This is a genomic window from Bradyrhizobium jicamae (assembly GCF_001440395.1).
Classification (GTDB): domain Bacteria; phylum Pseudomonadota; class Alphaproteobacteria; order Rhizobiales; family Xanthobacteraceae; genus Bradyrhizobium; species Bradyrhizobium jicamae.
Genome location: NZ_LLXZ01000178.1, coordinates 1 through 17,631 on the forward strand (window position 1 = coordinate 1; position 17,631 = coordinate 17,631).

Annotated in this window: 14 protein-coding genes; 8 read left to right on the forward strand and 6 right to left on the reverse strand. The window is 63.4% G+C overall.

Annotation, left to right across the window (positions count from 1 at the left end):
* Nucleotides 1-24: 24 nt before the first annotated feature.
* Nucleotides 25-1,140, reverse strand: a complete 1,116-nt coding sequence (locus tag CQ12_RS30055) for a diguanylate cyclase domain-containing protein (RefSeq protein ID WP_083519537.1) — start codon at nucleotides 1,138-1,140, stop codon at nucleotides 25-27.
* 22 nt (nucleotides 1,141-1,162) lie between these two features.
* Nucleotides 1,163-1,501, reverse strand: coding sequence for a hypothetical protein (locus CQ12_RS30060; RefSeq protein ID WP_057838911.1), 339 nt, complete (start codon nucleotides 1,499-1,501; stop codon nucleotides 1,163-1,165).
* 142 nt (nucleotides 1,502-1,643) lie between these two features.
* Here CQ12_RS30060 and CQ12_RS30065 point away from each other — a divergent pair, with 142 nt between their 5' ends.
* Nucleotides 1,644-2,285, forward strand: coding sequence for a response regulator transcription factor (locus CQ12_RS30065; protein WP_057838912.1), 642 nt, complete (start codon nucleotides 1,644-1,646; stop codon nucleotides 2,283-2,285).
* A 66-nt stretch (nucleotides 2,286-2,351) separates the two neighbouring features.
* Here the strand turns inward: CQ12_RS30065 and CQ12_RS30070 are convergent, their stop codons facing one another.
* The 3 genes from CQ12_RS30070 to CQ12_RS30080 all read right to left on the reverse strand — a co-directional run bounded on the left by CQ12_RS30070 (nucleotide 2,352) and on the right by CQ12_RS30080 (nucleotide 7,294).
* Nucleotides 2,352-5,858, reverse strand: a complete 3,507-nt coding sequence (locus tag CQ12_RS30070) for a PAS domain S-box protein (protein ID WP_057838913.1) — start codon at nucleotides 5,856-5,858, stop codon at nucleotides 2,352-2,354.
* Between the two features lie 66 nt (nucleotides 5,859-5,924).
* The gene (locus CQ12_RS30075) at nucleotides 5,925-6,356 is read right to left on the reverse strand and encodes a response regulator (RefSeq protein ID WP_057838914.1); all 432 of its coding nucleotides are present in this window, start codon (nucleotides 6,354-6,356) and stop codon (nucleotides 5,925-5,927) included.
* 218 nt (nucleotides 6,357-6,574) lie between these two features.
* The gene (locus CQ12_RS30080; RefSeq protein WP_057838915.1) at nucleotides 6,575-7,294 is read right to left on the reverse strand and encodes a GntR family transcriptional regulator; all 720 of its coding nucleotides are present in this window, start codon (nucleotides 7,292-7,294) and stop codon (nucleotides 6,575-6,577) included.
* Between the two features lie 109 nt (nucleotides 7,295-7,403).
* On the opposite strand from CQ12_RS30080, the gene CQ12_RS30085 reads away from it, so the two are divergent.
* The 7 genes from CQ12_RS30085 to CQ12_RS30115 all read left to right on the forward strand — a co-directional run bounded on the left by CQ12_RS30085 (nucleotide 7,404) and on the right by CQ12_RS30115 (nucleotide 15,304).
* Complete coding sequence (locus CQ12_RS30085; protein ID WP_057838916.1) at nucleotides 7,404-8,411, forward strand: ABC transporter substrate-binding protein; 1,008 nt, start codon at nucleotides 7,404-7,406, stop codon at nucleotides 8,409-8,411.
* Between the two features lie 5 nt (nucleotides 8,412-8,416).
* Nucleotides 8,417-9,181, forward strand: coding sequence for an ABC transporter ATP-binding protein (locus CQ12_RS30090; protein WP_057838917.1), 765 nt, complete (start codon nucleotides 8,417-8,419; stop codon nucleotides 9,179-9,181).
* A 12-nt stretch (nucleotides 9,182-9,193) separates the two neighbouring features.
* Nucleotides 9,194-10,057, forward strand: coding sequence for an ABC transporter permease (locus CQ12_RS30095; protein WP_057838918.1), 864 nt, complete (start codon nucleotides 9,194-9,196; stop codon nucleotides 10,055-10,057).
* Nucleotides 10,054-11,790, forward strand: coding sequence for an L-arabinonate dehydratase (gene araD / locus CQ12_RS30100; protein ID WP_057838919.1), 1,737 nt, complete (start codon nucleotides 10,054-10,056; stop codon nucleotides 11,788-11,790). Before CQ12_RS30095 ends, araD begins: the two co-directional genes overlap by 4 nt.
* An 81-nt stretch (nucleotides 11,791-11,871) precedes the next feature.
* On the forward strand, nucleotides 11,872-12,963 hold the full coding sequence (locus CQ12_RS30105) for an SMP-30/gluconolactonase/LRE family protein (RefSeq protein ID WP_057838920.1): 1,092 nt from the start codon (nucleotides 11,872-11,874) through the stop codon (nucleotides 12,961-12,963).
* A gap of 124 nt (nucleotides 12,964-13,087) precedes the next feature.
* Complete coding sequence (locus CQ12_RS30110; protein WP_057838921.1) at nucleotides 13,088-13,807, forward strand: ribonuclease activity regulator RraA; 720 nt, start codon at nucleotides 13,088-13,090, stop codon at nucleotides 13,805-13,807.
* A 54-nt stretch (nucleotides 13,808-13,861) separates the two neighbouring features.
* The gene (locus tag CQ12_RS30115; RefSeq protein WP_057838922.1) at nucleotides 13,862-15,304 is read left to right on the forward strand and encodes an aldehyde dehydrogenase family protein; all 1,443 of its coding nucleotides are present in this window, start codon (nucleotides 13,862-13,864) and stop codon (nucleotides 15,302-15,304) included.
* 104 nt (nucleotides 15,305-15,408) lie between these two features.
* Here the strand turns inward: CQ12_RS30115 and CQ12_RS30120 are convergent, their stop codons facing one another.
* On the reverse strand, nucleotides 15,409-17,526 hold the full coding sequence (locus CQ12_RS30120; RefSeq protein WP_198164288.1) for a S9 family peptidase: 2,118 nt from the start codon (nucleotides 17,524-17,526) through the stop codon (nucleotides 15,409-15,411).
* Between the last annotated feature and the right edge of the window lie 105 nt (nucleotides 17,527-17,631).

Below are 17,631 nucleotides of genomic sequence, written 5' to 3' on the forward strand. Positions count from 1 at the left end.
ACACGCTTCGCGAATTACCATCCGTCACGCAAGACGGCCCCCGTCGGACGCGTACGGGCCTGCGGCTGGAAATGCAATTCCAGTTCGTTCTTCGCGAGTGCAGCGCCGATATCGTGCTGCAGCGCGCGCTTTTCCCGGATCTGGCGGCCCAATCTCGGGCTCGAAAAAGCGCGTGCTGCCGCGATGGTCGGCCTTGGCGCGATAAAGTGCGGTCTCGGCATTGGCGGCCAGCGTGTCCGCGTCGGCCCCGTCGTGGGGATAGACGCTGGCGCCGATCGTGAAGTTGCCCTCGATCTCATGGCCATCGATGCAAACCGGCTGATCGAGGGCGGTGGCTATGCGGGCGCACAGCGCTTGCGCCGTCGCCGGTTGCGGGCCGTCAGGCGAAACGACGATGAATTCGTCGGCCCCGAGCCGGGCCAGGAACGATCCATTGCAAGCCGACACCAGTCTGCGGCCGACTTCCACCAGGAACCGGTCGCCGGTCGAGTGGCCGTAGACGTCGTTGATTTCCTTGAACTGGTCGAGGTCGACGCACAGCACGGCAAAGGAGGGATGGCCGGCCGCATTCTGCAGAAGGCCTGCGATGTGCTCGTCGAACGCCACCCGGTTCGGCAGGCCGGTGAGCTGGTCGTGAAATGCCAGATGCGCGATCCTGGCCTCGTTCTGCGCGCGCTCGGTGATGTCCTCGTGGGTCGAAACCCAGCAGCCATTCTGCGTCGGGTGGTAGGAAACGTTGATGATACGGCCGTCGTCGAGATGGGCAATCAGATTGTCGGCGCTGCGCGCTGTGATCGCCGCGCGCAGTTTCGATCCGTATTGGCCGAGATCGCGATAGGCCGTGCCCGCCGCCTTGCGCGCTTCGAGCATTTCATCGAGCGTGCATCCGACGCGCAGGCGGTCGGGCGCCAGCCTGTACATTCTTACATATCGATCGTTCCACAGCAGCAGGCGGTTGTCCGGCCCGAACATGCAGAGGCCGTGGCTCATATTGTTGAGCGCCGCGTCGAGCTTCTCCATCGTCGTGGCCGCATCCGGATCGGACGGTGCGCCGATGGCATGCCGGACACCAGGCAGCGATCGCAGCAGGTGGGTAACGGCACGGGAAAGGTGGGGAGAAAATTTGCGGCGAGGGAACATGGCAGGACAGCGCCGTGTCGCCTTACGCCCCGACGACTGCAAGCGCCGGCAGGCTGGCGGCGCGTGGATCGTCCGCGCCGGAGCCGAGCAGGGAACGCAGGGCGATGCCAAGATTGACGTCGCAGGCCTGCACCGCGGCAGCCGCTTTCGTGAAGCGGGGAGATATATCGTCGAGGACGATGAGGTCGATGGAACTCTCGGGACTGCCGGGCGATGTATCCCTGGCGATCGTGTGTTCGATCAGCCGCAGGCTGCGCTGGATGTGCTCGATCAGGCCGACAAGGTCCGAAACCACGCCGCGGCAGGCGGCATCCGGGTCGTGGGGCGCCTGTGCGATGCCGTCGCCTGTCGCGTTCTGCATGAGTGCACTCCTTAGTTACTTTTTTAGGCGTGCGTTGCTACTTGTGCGTTAAGCCGTGGTCCCGTACAAATACGGTCCGGTATGGAGTTGAATACCGTTATCCGAGTGTGAGTCACATTCAACCACGCATGGACGATGGAACATGGCTGAGAAGGCCCCCTCCCGCGGGGAGATTTTCGTAGTCGATGACGACCCTGCCGTTCGCGACACGCTTTCGATGGTTCTGACGGCAGGCGGCTATCAGGTCATCTGTTTCGCCGACGGCGCTGCACTGCTGGCGATTGCACGAACGCGAACGCCAGCCTGCATCCTGCTCGATGTGCATATCCCCGGTAAGTCCGGTCTCGATATTCTGAGAGAGCTGCATGGCGAGGACTACCCTGCGCCGATCTTCATGATCTCAGGGCAGGGCGATATCGCCATGGCGGTCAGCGCCATCAAGAACGGCGCGCTGGATTTCATCGAGAAGCCGTTTCGTGGCAGCGAAATCGTGGCAAGGCTCGATGAGGCGATCGAGGCCTACGCCCGCCGGCAGGCACAAAACGTCCCCTCTCGCATTGCGAGCCTGCATTTTCCGGGACGCGAACCGCTCACGCGGCGCGAGCGCGAGGTGCTGGAGCAGTTCACCGCCGGCGCTTCCAACAAGGAAGCGGGACGGCATCTCGGGATCAGCCCGCGCACGATCGAGGATCATCGCGCCAATATCATGAAGAAGCTCGGCGCGCGGAATGCCGCCGATCTGGTCCGCATCGTGATGACCACCCAGCGCCAGGGCCAGATTTGATCACGGGCGCAGTGGCCTGATCGCAGACAGACCGCTGTATCCGGCGCAGATCTGCGCGGGCGGCGTTCAATCGGCGAGAGCCTTGCGGATCATGATCGCCATGTCGGATTTCCGATACGGTTTGGCGAGCAGCAGCACGCCTTCATCCAGCCGGCCGTGATGAATGATGGCGTTCTCGGTATAGCCCGACGTGAACAATACCTTCAGCTCGGGCCTCACCTTCATTATCTCGTCGGCGAGCTGGCGGCCGTTCATGCCGGGCATGATCACGTCGGTGAACAGAAGGTCGAAGGCGTGGCCGGTGTGGACGAGCGCGAGAGCTTCGGTCGCGTTCGCCGCATCCAGCGTGACGTAACCGAGCGAGTGCAGTTGTGCCAGCACATAGTCGCGCACCAGTTTGTCGTCTTCCACCACGAGAATCGTCTCGTGGCCGCCCACGACGGCCGGCGCCAGCGTTGCTTCGGCCGCCGGCAAGGTGCCCATGGCCGGCGGCAGGTACATCTTGATGGTCGTGCCATGGCCTTGTTCGCTGTAGATCATGATGTGGCCGGCCGATTGCTTGACGAAGCCGTACACCATGCTGAGCCCGAGGCCGGTGCCCTTGCCGGGGCCCTTCGAGGTGAAGAACGGAGTGAAGACCTTGTCGAGCATCGTGGCCGGGATGCCGGTGCCGGTATCGCTCACCGCGATCATGGCGTAGCGGCCCGGCCGGACGTCGCTGTGCATCCTTGCATAATTCTCGTCGAGCACGACGAAGCCGGTCTCGATGATCAGCTTGCCGCCATCGGGCATGGCGTCGCGGGCGTTGAGGGCCAGATTGAGGATGGCGGTTGCGAGCTGATTGGGATCGACGATCGCTGGACACGTCTCGTCCTCGAACACGGATTCGATCTCGACGTGCTCGCCGAGCGTTCGCTGCAGCAGTTTCGCGGTGTCGATGATCAGCGTGTTGACGTCGGTTACCTTCGGCTCGAGCGGCTGCTTGCGCGCGAAGGCGAGCAGGTGCTGGGTGAGGTCGGCGCCGCGCGAGGCCGCCTCGTCGATCATTCGCGTAATGGCGGCAAGCTGCGGCTCACCCTTGACGGCGTCCGCGAGAATTTCGATCGTTCCCGTGATCACCGTCAGGATGTTGTTGAAGTCGTGCGCGATGCCGCCGGTGAGCTGTCCCATCGCCTCCATCTTCTCGGCCTGCCGGATCCTGTCTTCGGCGGCGATCTTGTCGGTGAGATCGCGGACGAATGCGTTGAATACGAAGCCGCCGCGCGTCCTCAGCGCGGCGAGGCTCAGCTCCACCGTGATCTCCTTGCCGTCCCTCCGCCTGACCTGAAGTTCGCGTCGGGGCTGACGGACCACATCGTTGCCGGAAAGCAGGAAGGCTTGCAGGGCTTTCTTCAGGGGACCTTGCCCGTCCGGCTGGCCCATCAGGTTGAACACGTTCTTCCCGAATGCTTCATCGCGCGGCCAGCCGAAGATATTCTCGGCCTGCGCGTTCCAGTCCCGGATGAGGCCCTTCTCGTCGATCTGGACGAAGGCATCGAGTGCCGTGTCGACGATGCCGCGGGCAAGTTGCTCGCTTTCGCGCAGGGCCTCCTGCGCCAGCCGGCTCTCTGTCATGTCGCGGCCGACGAAGAAAAAGCGCTTGACCGGCTCGGACCATGTTCCGAGCCATGACAGCCAGATCGCCTGTCCATTCTTGTGAAAGCAGCGGGTGTCGGAAAGCTTCGGACGCTTGCCACGCCGCGCATCGCGCATTTCCCGCCGCGAGTTCTCGAGATGGTCGGGATGAATGAAATCTTCCCCGCTGCGGCCGATCATTTCCTCCGGCCGGTAACCCAATATCGCCTCGCAGCTCGGGCTGATCTGAACCAGACGCCCTCGAGAATCCATCACCATGATCAGATCCTGCGAGGTCTCGAAGACACGGCGAAGCTCTTCGGTCTGTTGCCGCAGTGCCTGCCTGGTCGCGTTGGCTTCGGTGATGTCGCGCACCACCTTCGAGATGCCGATAATCGCCCCCGAGGGCGACTTGATCGGGGAAATGCTGAGCGAGACTTCGATGCGTCTTCCGTCCTTGTGCAGGCGCACCGTTTCATTGTGCTCGATGCGCTCGCCCCAGCCGATCCGTCGCAACGTGTCATGGATCTCGGGCAGCCGATCGACGGGCACCAGCAGCGTGAGGTTCTTGCCGGTGGCTTCCGCCGCGCTGTAGCCGAACAGTCGCTCCGCCGCCGAGTTCCAGCCGGTGATGGTGCCGTCGAGCGACGTGGTGATGATGGCGTCGTTGGACGATTCGACCGCAGCGCTGAACAGCCGCTCCCGCTCGGCATGATGGTCGCGCGCGGCGATGGTGCGGCGATGCTCCTGTACCTCCCGTTCGAGGGCAGCGGTCTTTGCGTTCACTTCGTCGATCGCCTGCGCAAACGCGCGCGCAAGTACGCCGGTCTCGCCGCGTGCTTCGACCGGAATGGCGATCCTCTTGTTGCTGGCCACGCCCTGCACGGCTTCGGTCAACTGGACGATCGGGCGGGTCAGCGATCGCGCGACCAGCAGGGCCAGCACGACCGCGCCCGACATCGCAATGCCGCCGACGAGAAGGGAAGCGTTCCTGATGCTCGCGGCCGGCGCCATGATGACGGAGTTAGGCGTCGTTTCAATGACGCCAACCCATTCGACCCCGGCCAGCAGGGCAGGCGCGAGGGATATTCCGCCCGGCTGTGCGGCTTGATCCGGAACGATGTCCGCGCTGCCTTGTGTGGCCCCGGCCTGCGAGGCCAGATGCGGGAAATCGACCTTCCAGTTGTTCGGCTTGCCGAGCAACCAGCCGAACTCGCGTGACCGATCCGGGTGAATGAGATAGTCGCCCTGCTTGTTGACGAGGTATACGGTTTCGCCAGGCAACACCGACGACCGGACACGGTCGAACACGCGCCGCATGTCGAGATTGATCATGAAAATGCCGAACCGTTTGCCGTCGTCTGTGAATATCGGCGTCGCGATACGAAGCGTCGGCCTGTGCACGGCCTCGATCAATCCGTTCCGGCGACCCAGGTCGAGCGATGAGACGTAGATTTGTCCGGGGCCCAGCTGGGTCGCTTCCGGGAAGTAGCTGCGATTGCTTCTCGCCAGCAATCCCTCTTCGGGCACGATCCGAACTGTGTCGTTCGGGCCCGCGCGATCGACGCGGACAAGCTCACGGCCGTCGTCATCGAGGCCTATGATCCGAAGCATCGCATAGGCGGGCTTGGCTTCAAGTTCGGCCGCGAAATCTGAGGCAAGGCGGTCACGCCAGGTCTTTTCGGAGACGCCATCGACCGGATCTATGCCTCCCGATTTGCGGGCGCGGATCAATCCGTGCAGCGCCGCTGCGGAACGAAAGCTCGCAACATCTCCGGTCGCACTGGCCGCGTAATATTCGAGGTCGGTGGCAAGCTGCCGCGAATGCGTCTCGATGCGGTCGCGGGCGCGCAGCAGGAGCGCCTGTTCCAGGTTGCGATAGCTCAGCCATCCGAGCGCGGAAACCGCGATCGCGACCAACGCAATCATCGCGATGGCAAGCCTGGTTGTGAGCGTCATGTCGCTGCTCGTTCGCCCTCCCACTCCGGCCGTCAAATCGCCGGACTGGAGCGATGCTATGGCGCATTATGGGGAGGAAGCAACACCGCCGACAGGGCGTGGCTGCACGTCCCGACCGGCGGCCTCGAGGCAGCCCGTGACCGCTGCCAGGAGGTCGGCGGGCCGGAACGGCTTCTGCAGGCTGGAGACCGCGCCGAGCTTGGTCGCCATGGTCAGGAAGTCCGGGGCCGTGTCCGATTCCGACGCGAGCGGCCGGCCGGAGATGACGATGATCGGGATTTGCGGCCGATGCTGACGGACCATCCGCATGGTTTCAAATCCGTCCATTCCCGGCATAAAAATGTCGAGGAACAGCAGATCGAAGTCTCCGGTCTGACAGAGTGTGAGACCTTTGCGGCCGTCGCTCGCCGTGACCACGCTGTGGCCGGCACGCTCCAGCAGCAGGCGGATGGTCATCTGGACCGCCGCATCGTCATCCACGACCAAAATTCGTGCCAAAGCAAAAGTTCTCCGGGCCCCGCTGGAATCATGTGCACGGTGATTCGAGTCTTGCTGAATCCCCGCATGGCTGCAACTGGTTCCCCGGCAGCGATGTTCCGGCCCGCGCCGTCAAAAAGTTCCCGATATGCCATGTTGTCGGGCAGAAAGATGCCAGGCGCAGCTGTCAGCGAGCGCCATGCGTCGGTGCGAATGCATGCGGCGAGGCCGCTTGCCCGTCAATTGCTGAGATATTCGGGGTAGCGCGCGCGAATCTGGGCGAGTTCGCTGAGCGTGCCCGACAAATGGGTGCGCAAGTGCTTCTGCGCCTCGTCGGGTTTGCCGCTCTCGATCGCTTTCGCAATCAGCTTGTGATGGCGCACGATATCCTGCGCCTTGCCGGGGGAGGGCAGATGCATCCGGCGCAAGCGATCGATATGTCCGCTGCGGCTGCGCACCAAGGACCAGATGTCCTGCTTGTCGGTGGCGGCATAGAGCTGGGCGTGGAACTCGTTGTCGGCCGCCATGAACTTTTCGAAGTCGCCGGCCTTGGCGAATTGCTGCTGGCGGACGATCGTCGCGTTGAGTTCGGCGACGAAAGCCAGGTCTTGGCGCAGTGCCAGCATGCGGACGATTTCGAGCTCGACCGCCTGGCGCAGGAAATGCGCCTGCTGCGCCAGCCGTACGTCGACCTGGCTGACCACGGTGGCGTATTGCGGGAAAACGTCGACCAGCCCTTCCTCCTCTAGTCGCATCAGCGCATCGCGAATCGGCGTCGAGCTGACGCCGAATTGCCCGGCCAGCGCTGCGCGCGACAGCGGCGATCCCGGCGGCAATTCCAGTGAAATGATCATGCCGCGCAGGCGCTCGAACACCTGCGGCGCCGCCTGACGGTCGCGGTCGAGCCGGTCGACGGAACGCGGGGTAACGCGGCGGGGAGCGACTTGCGATGGTGCCATTCGAACCGGTCGTTTCAGAAGGGGCTTGCCACAAATGCACTAATACATTAGTGCATCTCCCCCAACAGCGTCAACGATAGACCGGAGGAGATGCACAATGAAAAACAGGATGTGGAGCGCCTGCGCGGGCGCCGCTATGGCTCTTGCCATGATGCTGCCGGGCTCGCAGGCCGTGGCGCAGCCGAAATCGGAGATTTCGCTGTCGCGGCAGCCGGGCATTTTCTACATGCCCTCGCACATCATGGAAAAGCACAAGCTGATCGAGAAGCATGCGGCCTCTCTCGGCGTTCCCGGCGTCACCACCAAATGGATCAACCTGAGCGGCGGCGGCGCGCAGACCGATGCGCTGCTCGCCGGCAGCGTCGACATCCTCAATACCGGAACCGGCAATTTGCTGCTGCTCTGGGACCGCACCCGCGGCGGCGTCAAGGGCATCGTCGCCACCTCCGCGCAGCCGATGACGCTGATCAGCCGCGATCCGCACATCAAGTCGATCAAGGATTTCGGCCCGAACGACAAGATCGCGGTGCCGACAGTCAAGGTCTCGACCCAGGCGATCGTGCTGCAGATCGCAGCCGCCGAAGCGTTCGGCGCCGACCAGTGGTCGAAGCTCGACGCCAATACCGTGCAACTCGGCCACCCCGACGCCTACGTCGCCATGACCAACGCCCAGCATGAGGTACGCAATCATTTTGCGATCCCGCCGTTCACCTTCCTCGAACTGAAGAACGTGCCCGGCGCGCATGTGGTGCTGTCCTCGCCCGACGTGATGGGCGGCCCGCTCAGCCAGGCGCAGTTCTTCACCACGACCAAATTCGCCGACGCCAATCCGAAGATCGTGCAGGCGGTGCGCGACGCCACCAAGGAAGCGCAGGATTTGATCCGCAGCGACACCAAGGCCGCCGTCGAGATCTACAAGGAGGTCACCGGCGACAAGACCAGCGTCGAGGATTTGCTGGCGTGGCTGAAGGAGCCCGGCATGATGGAGTGGAACCTGCAGCCGCAGGGCACCATGAAATTCGCCGCCCATCTGTCCAAGGTCGGCACGCTCAAGACCATGCCCAAGGCGTGGACCGACTACTACCTGCCGGTCGCGCACGACCTGAAGGGCAATTGATCGCCATGACTGCGCTTCTCGATGTCAGTGACGTAACGCTGCGCTACAAGACTTCGAGCGCGGTGGTGACCGCGACCGAGCGGGTCAGCTTCACGGTCGATCGTTCCGATCGCTTCGTGCTGCTCGGCCCCTCCGGTTGCGGCAAGTCGACGCTGTTGAAAGCGGTCGGCGGCTACATGAAACCGAGCGAAGGCAAGATGCGGATTTCGGGCCGCGAAATATCCGAGCCCGGCGCCGACCGCATGATGATCTTCCAGGAGTTCGACCAGCTGCTGCCGTGGAAGACGGTGCTGGAAAACGTGATGTTTCCGCTCTTGATGACGCGAAAACTGCCGCGCAAGGACGCGGAGATGCGGGCGCGGGCCTATATCGAGAAAGTCAGCCTCACCCGCGTGGTCGATGCCTATCCGCACACGCTGTCGGGCGGCATGAAGCAGCGTGTGGCGATCGCGCGCGGCATGGCGATGGAGCCGGATATCCTGCTGATGGACGAGCCGTTCGCCGCGCTCGACGCGCTGACGCGGCGCACCTGCCAGGACGAATTGCTGCAGCTCTGGGCGGAAACCAAGTTCACCGTTCTGTTCGTGACGCATTCGATCGCGGAGGCGATCAAGATCGGCAACCGCATCCTGCTGCTGTCGCCGCATCCCGGCCGGATCAAGGCCGAGGTGATCGACGTCGATAAGGTCAACGGCGAGGACGGCAGCGCGGCGCGGCTGGAAAAGCAGATCCACGATCTGCTGTTCGCCGACAACGCTACGGCACATTGAAGGGAGCGCGCGATGGGTGAGGCAAGAATCCTGCTGCGCGATGCCGCCGATCTGACGGCGGCGGTGCCGGCCGAAGTCGAGCGCAAGCTGACGGTGCTGGAACTCTTGTGGAACGACGGCTTCGTCCGCAAATCCCTGATCATCATCTTTCTCGCCGCGGCGTGGGAAACCTACGGCACCATCCTCGACAATCCGCTGCTGTTTCCGACCTTCCACGACACCATCGTCACCATGTTCGAGAAGGTGCGCGACGGCACTATTCCCCTGCGTGCCTGGGCGTCGCTGAAGGTCCTGTTCATGGGCTATGCCGCCGGCATCGCGCTGGCGGCGATCTTCACCATCCTCGCGATCTCGACCCGGATCGGTACGGATTTCCTCGAAACCATCACCGCGATGTTCAATCCGCTGCCGGCGATCGCGCTGTTGCCGCTGGCGCTGATCTGGTTCGGTCTCGGCAACGGCAGCCTTGTCTTCGTGCTGATCCATTCGGTGTTGTGGCCGGTCGCGCTCAACACCCATTCGGGATTCAAGAGCGTGTCGAACACGCTGCGCATGGTCGGCCGCAACTACGGCCTGCGCGGGCTTCCCTATGTGTTCCGCATCCTGATTCCCGCGGCGTTCGCCTCGATCCTGACCGGATTGAAGATCGGCTGGGCATTCGCCTGGCGCACGCTGATCGCCGCCGAACTGGTGTTCGGTGTGTCGTCGGGGCAGGGCGGTCTCGGCTGGTTTATCTTCGAGAACCGCAATCTCCTGGACATCCCTGCGGTGTTCGCCGGCCTGTTGACGGTGATCGTGATCGGCTTGATTGTCGAGAACCTGATCTTCCGCACGATCGAGCGCAACACCGTCCAGAAATGGGGCACGCAATCATGAGCAGCAAGAAGAAGCCCGCCGACCTCCGCAGCGCCCGCTGGTTCGCGCCCGACGATCTCCGCGCCTTCGGCCACAGATCGCGCGCGATGCAGATGGGCTACGCGCCGGAAGAGTGGAAGGGTCGGCCGGTCATTGCGATCCTCAACACCTGGTCGGACGCGCAGCCCTGCCACATGCACTTCAAGAGCCGCGTCGACGACGTCAAGCGTGGCATCCTGATGGCGGGCGGTTTCCCGATGGAATTACCGGCGCTGTCGCTGTCGGAATCGTTCCTGAAGCCGACCACCATGCTCTATCGCAACATGCTGGCGATGGACGCCGAGGAGTTGCTGCGCGGTCATCCCGTCGACGGCGTCGTGTTGATGGGCGGCTGCGACAAGACCACGCCGGGGCTGCTGCTGGGGGCCACCAGCATGAACCTGCCGACGATCTATCTTCCCGCCGGACCCATGCTGCGCGGCAACTGGAAGGGCAAGACGCTGGGCTCGGGCTCCGACGCCTGGAAATACTGGGACGAGCGGCGCGCGGGAAAAATTTCCGACAAGGATTGGGTCGACGTCGAAGCCGGGATCGCCCGCAGCTACGGCACCTGCATGACCATGGGCACGGCGTCCACCATGACGGCGATTGCGGAATCGATCGGCATGACGCTGCCGGGCGCGTCCTCGATCCCCGCCGCCGATGCCGGCCACATCCGCATGGCCTCGGAATGCGGCCGCCGCATTGTCGAGATGGTGTGGGAAGACCTGACGCCGGAGAAGATTCAGACCCGAAAGGCGTTCGAGAACGCGATCACCGTCGCGATGGCGATGGGCTGCTCGACCAATGCGATCATCCATCTGATCGCGCAGGCGCGCCGCGCCGGTCAGGACATCGGGCTCGACGATTTCGAGAAGGCGAGCCGCAAGGTGCCCGTGATCGCCAATGTGCGGCCGAGCGGCGACAAATATCTGATGGAGGATTTCTTCTACGCCGGCGGCCTGCCCGGCCTGATGAGCCGCATCAGGGAGCATCTGCATCTCGACGTCATGACCGTCACCGGGCAGACGCTTGGCGACAACATCGCCCGCGCCGAGGTCTATAATGACGACGTCATTCGCACGGTGAAGGATCCGATCTATGCTGAGGGCGCGCTGGCTGTGCTCAAGGGCAATCTCGCGCCCGATGGCTGCGTCATCAAGCCGAGCGCCTGTGAGCCGCGCTTCCTCAAGCACACCGGGCCTGCGCTGGTGTTCGACGATTATCCCTCGATGAAGAAGGCGATCGATGATCCGAACCTGGATGTCACTGCCGACCATGTGCTGATCCTGCGCAACGCCGGCCCGCAGGGCGGCCCCGGTATGCCGGAATGGGGCATGTTGCCGATCCCCACAAAACTGGTGAAGCAGGGCGTGCGCGATATGGTGCGGCTGTCGGATGCGCGCATGAGCGGCACCAGCTACGGCGCCTGCATCCTGCACGTCTCGCCGGAATCCTATGTCGGCGGCCCGCTGGCGCTGGTGCGCACCGGGGACAAGATCACGCTCGACGTCAACGCCCGCACCATCAACCTCGATGTGCCGGAGGCGGAACTGGCCAAGCGTCGCGCCGAGTGGAAAGCGCCGGAGCCGCGCTACGAGCGCGGCTATGGCTGGATGTTCACGCGCCACATCAAGCAGGCCAATGAAGGCTGCGATTTCGATTTTCTGGAGACCGGGTTCGGAGCCCCGGTCAGCGAGCCGTCGATTTATTGAGAACCGTCGTTCCGGGTTCGATGCTGGCGCATCGCCCCGGAATGACTGCCAAACAAAAAGCATCACAGGGGAGGACCACCAATGACCATGACGAGACGCAACCTGCTCGCAGGAGCCGGTGCCGCTGCGGCTTCCACGCTTCTCGCGCGCACTGCCTCCGCGCAATCGTTCCCGTTCACGCCGAACCAGCGCTATCCCGACCCCGCCGTGCAGATCCTCGATCCGAGTTTTACGAAATACCGGATCTATTCCTCGACCGTCGAGCAGGTCGCGACCGGCATGCGCTGGGCCGAAGGTCCCGCCTACTTCCCCGAGGGCGGCTATCTCCTGTTCTCCGACATTCCCAACAACCGCATCATGAAGTTCGACGAGAAGACCAACCAGACCTCGGTCTTCCGCGCCAACGCCAATTACGCCAATGGCAATGCGCGCGACCGCCACGGCCGGCTCGTCACCTGCGAGCACTCGGTCACCCGTCGCGTCACCCGCACCGAGAAGGACGGCAAGATTACGGTGCTGGCCGACAAATTCGAGGGCAAGCGGCTGAACGCGCCGAACGACATCGTGGTGAAATCCGACGACACCATCTGGTTCACCGATCCCCTGTTCGGCATCAACGGCGAGTGGGAAGGCAAGAAGGAGAAGCCCGAGCAGGCTACCACCAACGTCTACCGCCTGACCAAGGATGGCAAGCTTACCGCTGTTATCACCGATATCTTCAATCCCAACGGCCTCGCCTTCTCGCCCGACGAGAAAAAGCTCTACGTCGTGGAGTGGAAGGGCACGCCGAACCGCAGCATCTGGAGCTTTGACGTCAATGATGACGGTACGGTCGGCAACAAGACCAAGCTGATCGACGCCGCCGATCAGGGCGCGATCGACGGTTTTCGCGTCGACCGCGACGGCAATCTGTGGTGCGGCTGGGGCTCCAACGGCGCGCTGCAGTCCGAGCCGACCGAGGTCGGCGGCCGAAAGGTGTTCCAGCTCAGAGGCAAGTCGGAAGACCTCGACGGCGTGATGGTATTCAGCCCCGCCGGCAAGCCGCTCGCCCACATCCGCCTGCCGGAACGCTGCGCCAACCTCACCTTCGGCGGCCCGAAGAACAACCGCCTCTACATGACGAGCTGCCACTCGGTCTACGCGCTCTATGTGGAATCGCACGGGGCGGTTTAAGCCATTGTCGTTCCGGGGGCGCGAAGCGAACTATGGTGCGCAACTGCGCACCTGAGAACCTCGAGATTCCGGGTTCGATGCTAACGCATCGCCCCGGAATGACGGACAAACAGGATAAAGACAAATGACAAAACTGAGCGACGCCACCCGCAACAAACTCAAGACCGTCTCCACCGCCACCGTCGCCACCGCCTTGTTCAAGCGCGGCTTCCGCATCCAGATGATCCAGGACGTGCATCCCATCGGCCCGAACCAGCCGGTGCTGGTCGGCGAGGCCTTTACGCTGCGCTACATGCCGGCGCGCGAGGATCTCAACAAGATCGACGTGTTCCGTGATCGCGGCCACCCGCAGCGCAAGGCGATCGAGGATTGCCCGCCCGGCGCGGTGCTGGTCATGGACAGCCGCAAGGACGCGCGCGCGGCGTCTGCCGGCGCCATCCTGGTGACGCGGCTGATGCAGCGCGGCTGCGCCGGCGTCATCACCGATGGCGGCTTTCGCGACTCGTCTGAAATCGCCGCCCTCGGCTTCCCCGCCTATCACCACCGGCCCAGCGCACCGACCAATCTGACGCTGCATCAGGCAATCGAGATCAACGTGCCGATCGGCTGCGGCGACGCGCCGGTATTTCCCGGCGACGTCATCCTCGGCGACAGCGACGGCGTGATCGTGATCCCTGCGCACCTCGCCGACGAGATCGCCGACGAAGCGGTCGAGATGACCGCGTTCGAGGATTTTGTTACGGAGGAGGTGCGCAAGGGTCGCTCGATCCTCGGCCTCTATCCCGCAACAGACGAGCAGACGCCGAAGGATTTTGCTGCTTGGCGCAAGGCCAACGGACGATAGCCCTCTATTCCCGGACGCGGGATGCAAAAACGATGTAACAGTGGAGAGACCACCATGCTGATGTTCAACAATCTGATCGACGGCGAATGGTTGTCCGATGGCGCTCGCGCGCCAAACGTCAATCCATCCGATACCAAGGACATCGTCGGCGAAGCCGTGCGCGGCACGCGTGCGCAAGCCGAGGCTGCGATTGCGGCTGCCAAAGCGGCGTTTCCGGCATGGTCGCGATCGACGCCGCAAGCGCGCTACGACATCCTGAAAAAGGCATCGGACGAAATCCTGGCCCGCAAGGACGAACTGGGCCGGCTGTTGTCGCGCGAGGAAGGCAAGACGCTGCCGGAAGGCGTCGGCGAAGTCGCGCGCGCCGGCCAGATCTTTGCGTTCTTTGCCGGCGAATGCCTGCGGATGGCCGGTGAGAAACTCGCTTCCGTGCGCCCCGGCATCGACATCGAGATTACCCGCGAAGCGCTGGGCGTTGTCGGCCTGATCACGCCGTGGAATTTCCCGATCGCCATTCCGGCCTGGAAGATCGCCCCGGCTTTGGCCTATGGCAATACCGTGGTGGTCAAGCCCGCAGATCTTGTTCCGGGCTCGACCTGGGCGCTGGTCGATATCCTGCATCGCGCCGGCCTGCCCAAGGGCGTGCTCAATCTCGTGATCGGGCGCGGCTCGGAAGTCGGCGCGGTCCTGCTTGAGCATCCCGACGTTGCCGCGATCAGCTTCACCGGCTCGGTGGCCACCGGCCAGAAGGTGGCTGCGGCCTGCATCGCCTCGCGGCCGATGAAGAAGTTTCAGCTCGAAATGGGCGGTAAGAATCCGCTGGTCGTGCTCGATGACGCGGATCTGAAGGTCGCCGTGGAATGCGCCGCCAACAGCGCGTTCTTTTCCACCGGCCAGCGCTGCACCGCCGCCTCGCGGCTGATCGTCACCGCAGGCATTCACGACAAATTCGTCGAGGCCCTGACCGAGCGGATGCGCGGCCTGAAGGTCGATGACGCGGTGAAGGCCGGTACCGATATCGGCCCCGTCGTCGATCAGAGCCAGCTCGATCAGGATCTCAAATATATCAGCATCGGCAAGGACGAAGGCGCCAAGCTCGCCTTTGGCGGCGAGCGGCTCAACCGCGAGGCGCCCGGCTTCTACCTGCAGCCAGCGTTGTTCACCGATGTGAGCAACAAGATGCGGATCGCGCGCGAGGAGATCTTTGGGCCGGTGGCCGCGGTCATCCGGGTCAAGGATTATGCCGAAGCGCTGGCGACCGCGAACGACACCGATTTCGGTCTGTCATCCGGCATCTGCACCACCAGCCTGAAATACGCCAGCGACTACAAGCGCAATTCCGAAGCCGGCATGGTGATGGTCAATCTGCCGATCGCCGGCGTCGATTACCACGTGCCGTTCGGTGGCCGAAAAGGCTCCAGCTTCGGCGCCCGCGAGCAGGGCCGCTATGCCGCCGAATTTTATACGACGGTGAAGACGGCCTACACGATGCCGTGATTCAGGTGTTGTCGCTATGGGCGCGTGGCCAGCCACGCGCCGTCATGCCTAAAAGAAGTCCCGTCTGATCGTACCCAGATAATCCTCAGTCCATTGGATTCAATTCAGACCTCCGCGCTCTCCGCCAGTCCCACCGCCCACAGCGCGAACGCATAGGCGATTGCGACTTCATCGAGCCGGTTGAAACGCCCCGACGCGCCGCCATGGCCCGCGCCCATGTTGGTGCGCAGCAGCACCGGGCCGCCGCCCGACATCGTCGGGCGCAGCCGGGCGATCCATTTCGCCGGCTCCCAATAGGTGACGCGCGGATCGGTCAATCCGCCCATCGCCAGGATCGCCGGATAGTCCTTCGCCGCGAGATTGTCGTAAGGCGAATAGGACAGGATGGTGCGAAAATCCTTTTCGCTCTCGATCGGGTTTCCCCATTCCGGCCATTCCGGCGGCGTCAGCGGCAGCGTGTCGTCGAGCATCGTATTCAGCACGTCGACGAACGGCACTTCGGCGACGATGCCGGCGAACAACTCGCCTGACCGATTGGCGACCGCACCCATCAGCATGCCACCGGCGCTGCCGCCATGGCCGACGATGCGTTTCGCGCTCGTGTACTTTGCCTCGATCAGCGCGCGGCCTGCGGCCGCGAAATCGTCGAACGAGTTGGTCTTCTTCTCGCGCTTGCCGTCGAGATACCAGCCCCAGCCCTTGTCCGCGCCGCCGCGGATGTGCCCGATCGCGTAGACAAAGCCGCGATCGACCAGCGACAGCCGGTTAGCCGAAAACGAAGCCGGCATCGCCATGCCGTAGGAGCCGTAGCCATACAGCAACAGCGGCGCGCTGCCGTCGCGCACAAGGTCTTTCCGATGAAGGATCGAGACCGGCACCTGCGCGCCGTCATGCGAAGTTGCCATGATGCGCGTGGTGACGTAGTCGGCCGGGTTGTGGCCCGACGGAATTTCCTGCCGCTTGCGCAAGCTCCGCGCCCGCGTCGCCATGTCGTAATCATAGACCTCCGCCGGCGTCGTCATCGACGAATAGGAGAACCGCAGGTTCGTGGTCTCGAACTCGTAGCTGCCCATGGTGTCGAGCGAGTAGGCGGCCTCGTCGAAGGCAATGGCGTGCTCTTCTCCGGTTCTGAGATCCCGGATGATGATCGCGGGCAGCGCGTTGGCGCGCTCCAGCCGCACCATGTGGCCGGCATAGAGCTCGACGTCGAGCACGTAAACGCCCTCGCGATACGGAATCAGGTCGCGCCAGTTGGCGCGTTCGGGCGCGGCGAGCGGCGCGGTGACGACCTTGAAGTCGATGGCGTTGTCCGCATTGGTGAGGATGAACAGTTCCTCGCCGCGGTCGGCGATCGAATATTGCACGCCTTCCTCGCGCGCGGCGACGAGGCGCGGCGGCGCGTCGGGGTTGGCGAGATCGATCAGCTGTTGTTCCGAGGTCTCGTGGTCACCACCGGCGATCACGCAAAAGCGGCCGGAGGAGCTTTCATGCAGATGGGTGAACCAGCCGGAATCCTGCTCTTCATAAACAAGCGTATCGTCGGACTGCTTTGTGCCGAGCCTGTGCCGCCACACCTGCATCGGCCGGTGATTGTCGTCGAGCTTGACGTAGAAGAAGCTCAAGCTGTCCGTGGCCCAGACGATGCCGCCGTCGGTCTCCTCGATCAGGTCGTCGCGGTCGGTGCCATCAGCCCAGTCGCGCACCCTGATAGAGAAATATTCCGAGCCCTTGGTGTCGGCGCTCCACGCCTCCAGCCTGTGATCGGGGGAATGGCGGGTGCCGCCGAATTTGAAATATTCGTGGTCCTTTGCGAGCGCGTCGCCGTCGAGAACGATCTGCTCGTTGCCGCCGTCACGCGCGATGCGCGCGCACAGCTCGTGCTGTCCGCCCTCGCGAAACTTCCGGAAATAAGCGTAGGGTCCGTCTGGCGAAGGAACGCTGGAATCGTCTTCCTTGATTCGGCCGCGCATCTCCGCCACCAGTTGCTTCTGCAGGCCGGAAGTGTGGCCGAGCAAACTCTCGGTGTAGTCGTTCTCGGCTTCCAGGTATTTCCGGATATCAGGATCAAGAATGGAGGGGTCGCGCAGCACTTCCTGCCATCTGGCGTCCTTCAGCCAAGCGTAGTCGTCCGTCACCGCGATGCCATGGGTGGTGAAGGTGTGCGGACGGCGCGGCGCCGTTGGTGCGGGCAGGGCAGTCTTGCTGGATGAAGGCTGGGTCACTCGATCCTCATTCACGGCGCGGAACATTTCTCAAATCAATATCGGGTCGAAAGGCAGGGAATGCTACCTCATTCGAACGATTTTGACGGCGTCATGGAAATGCAT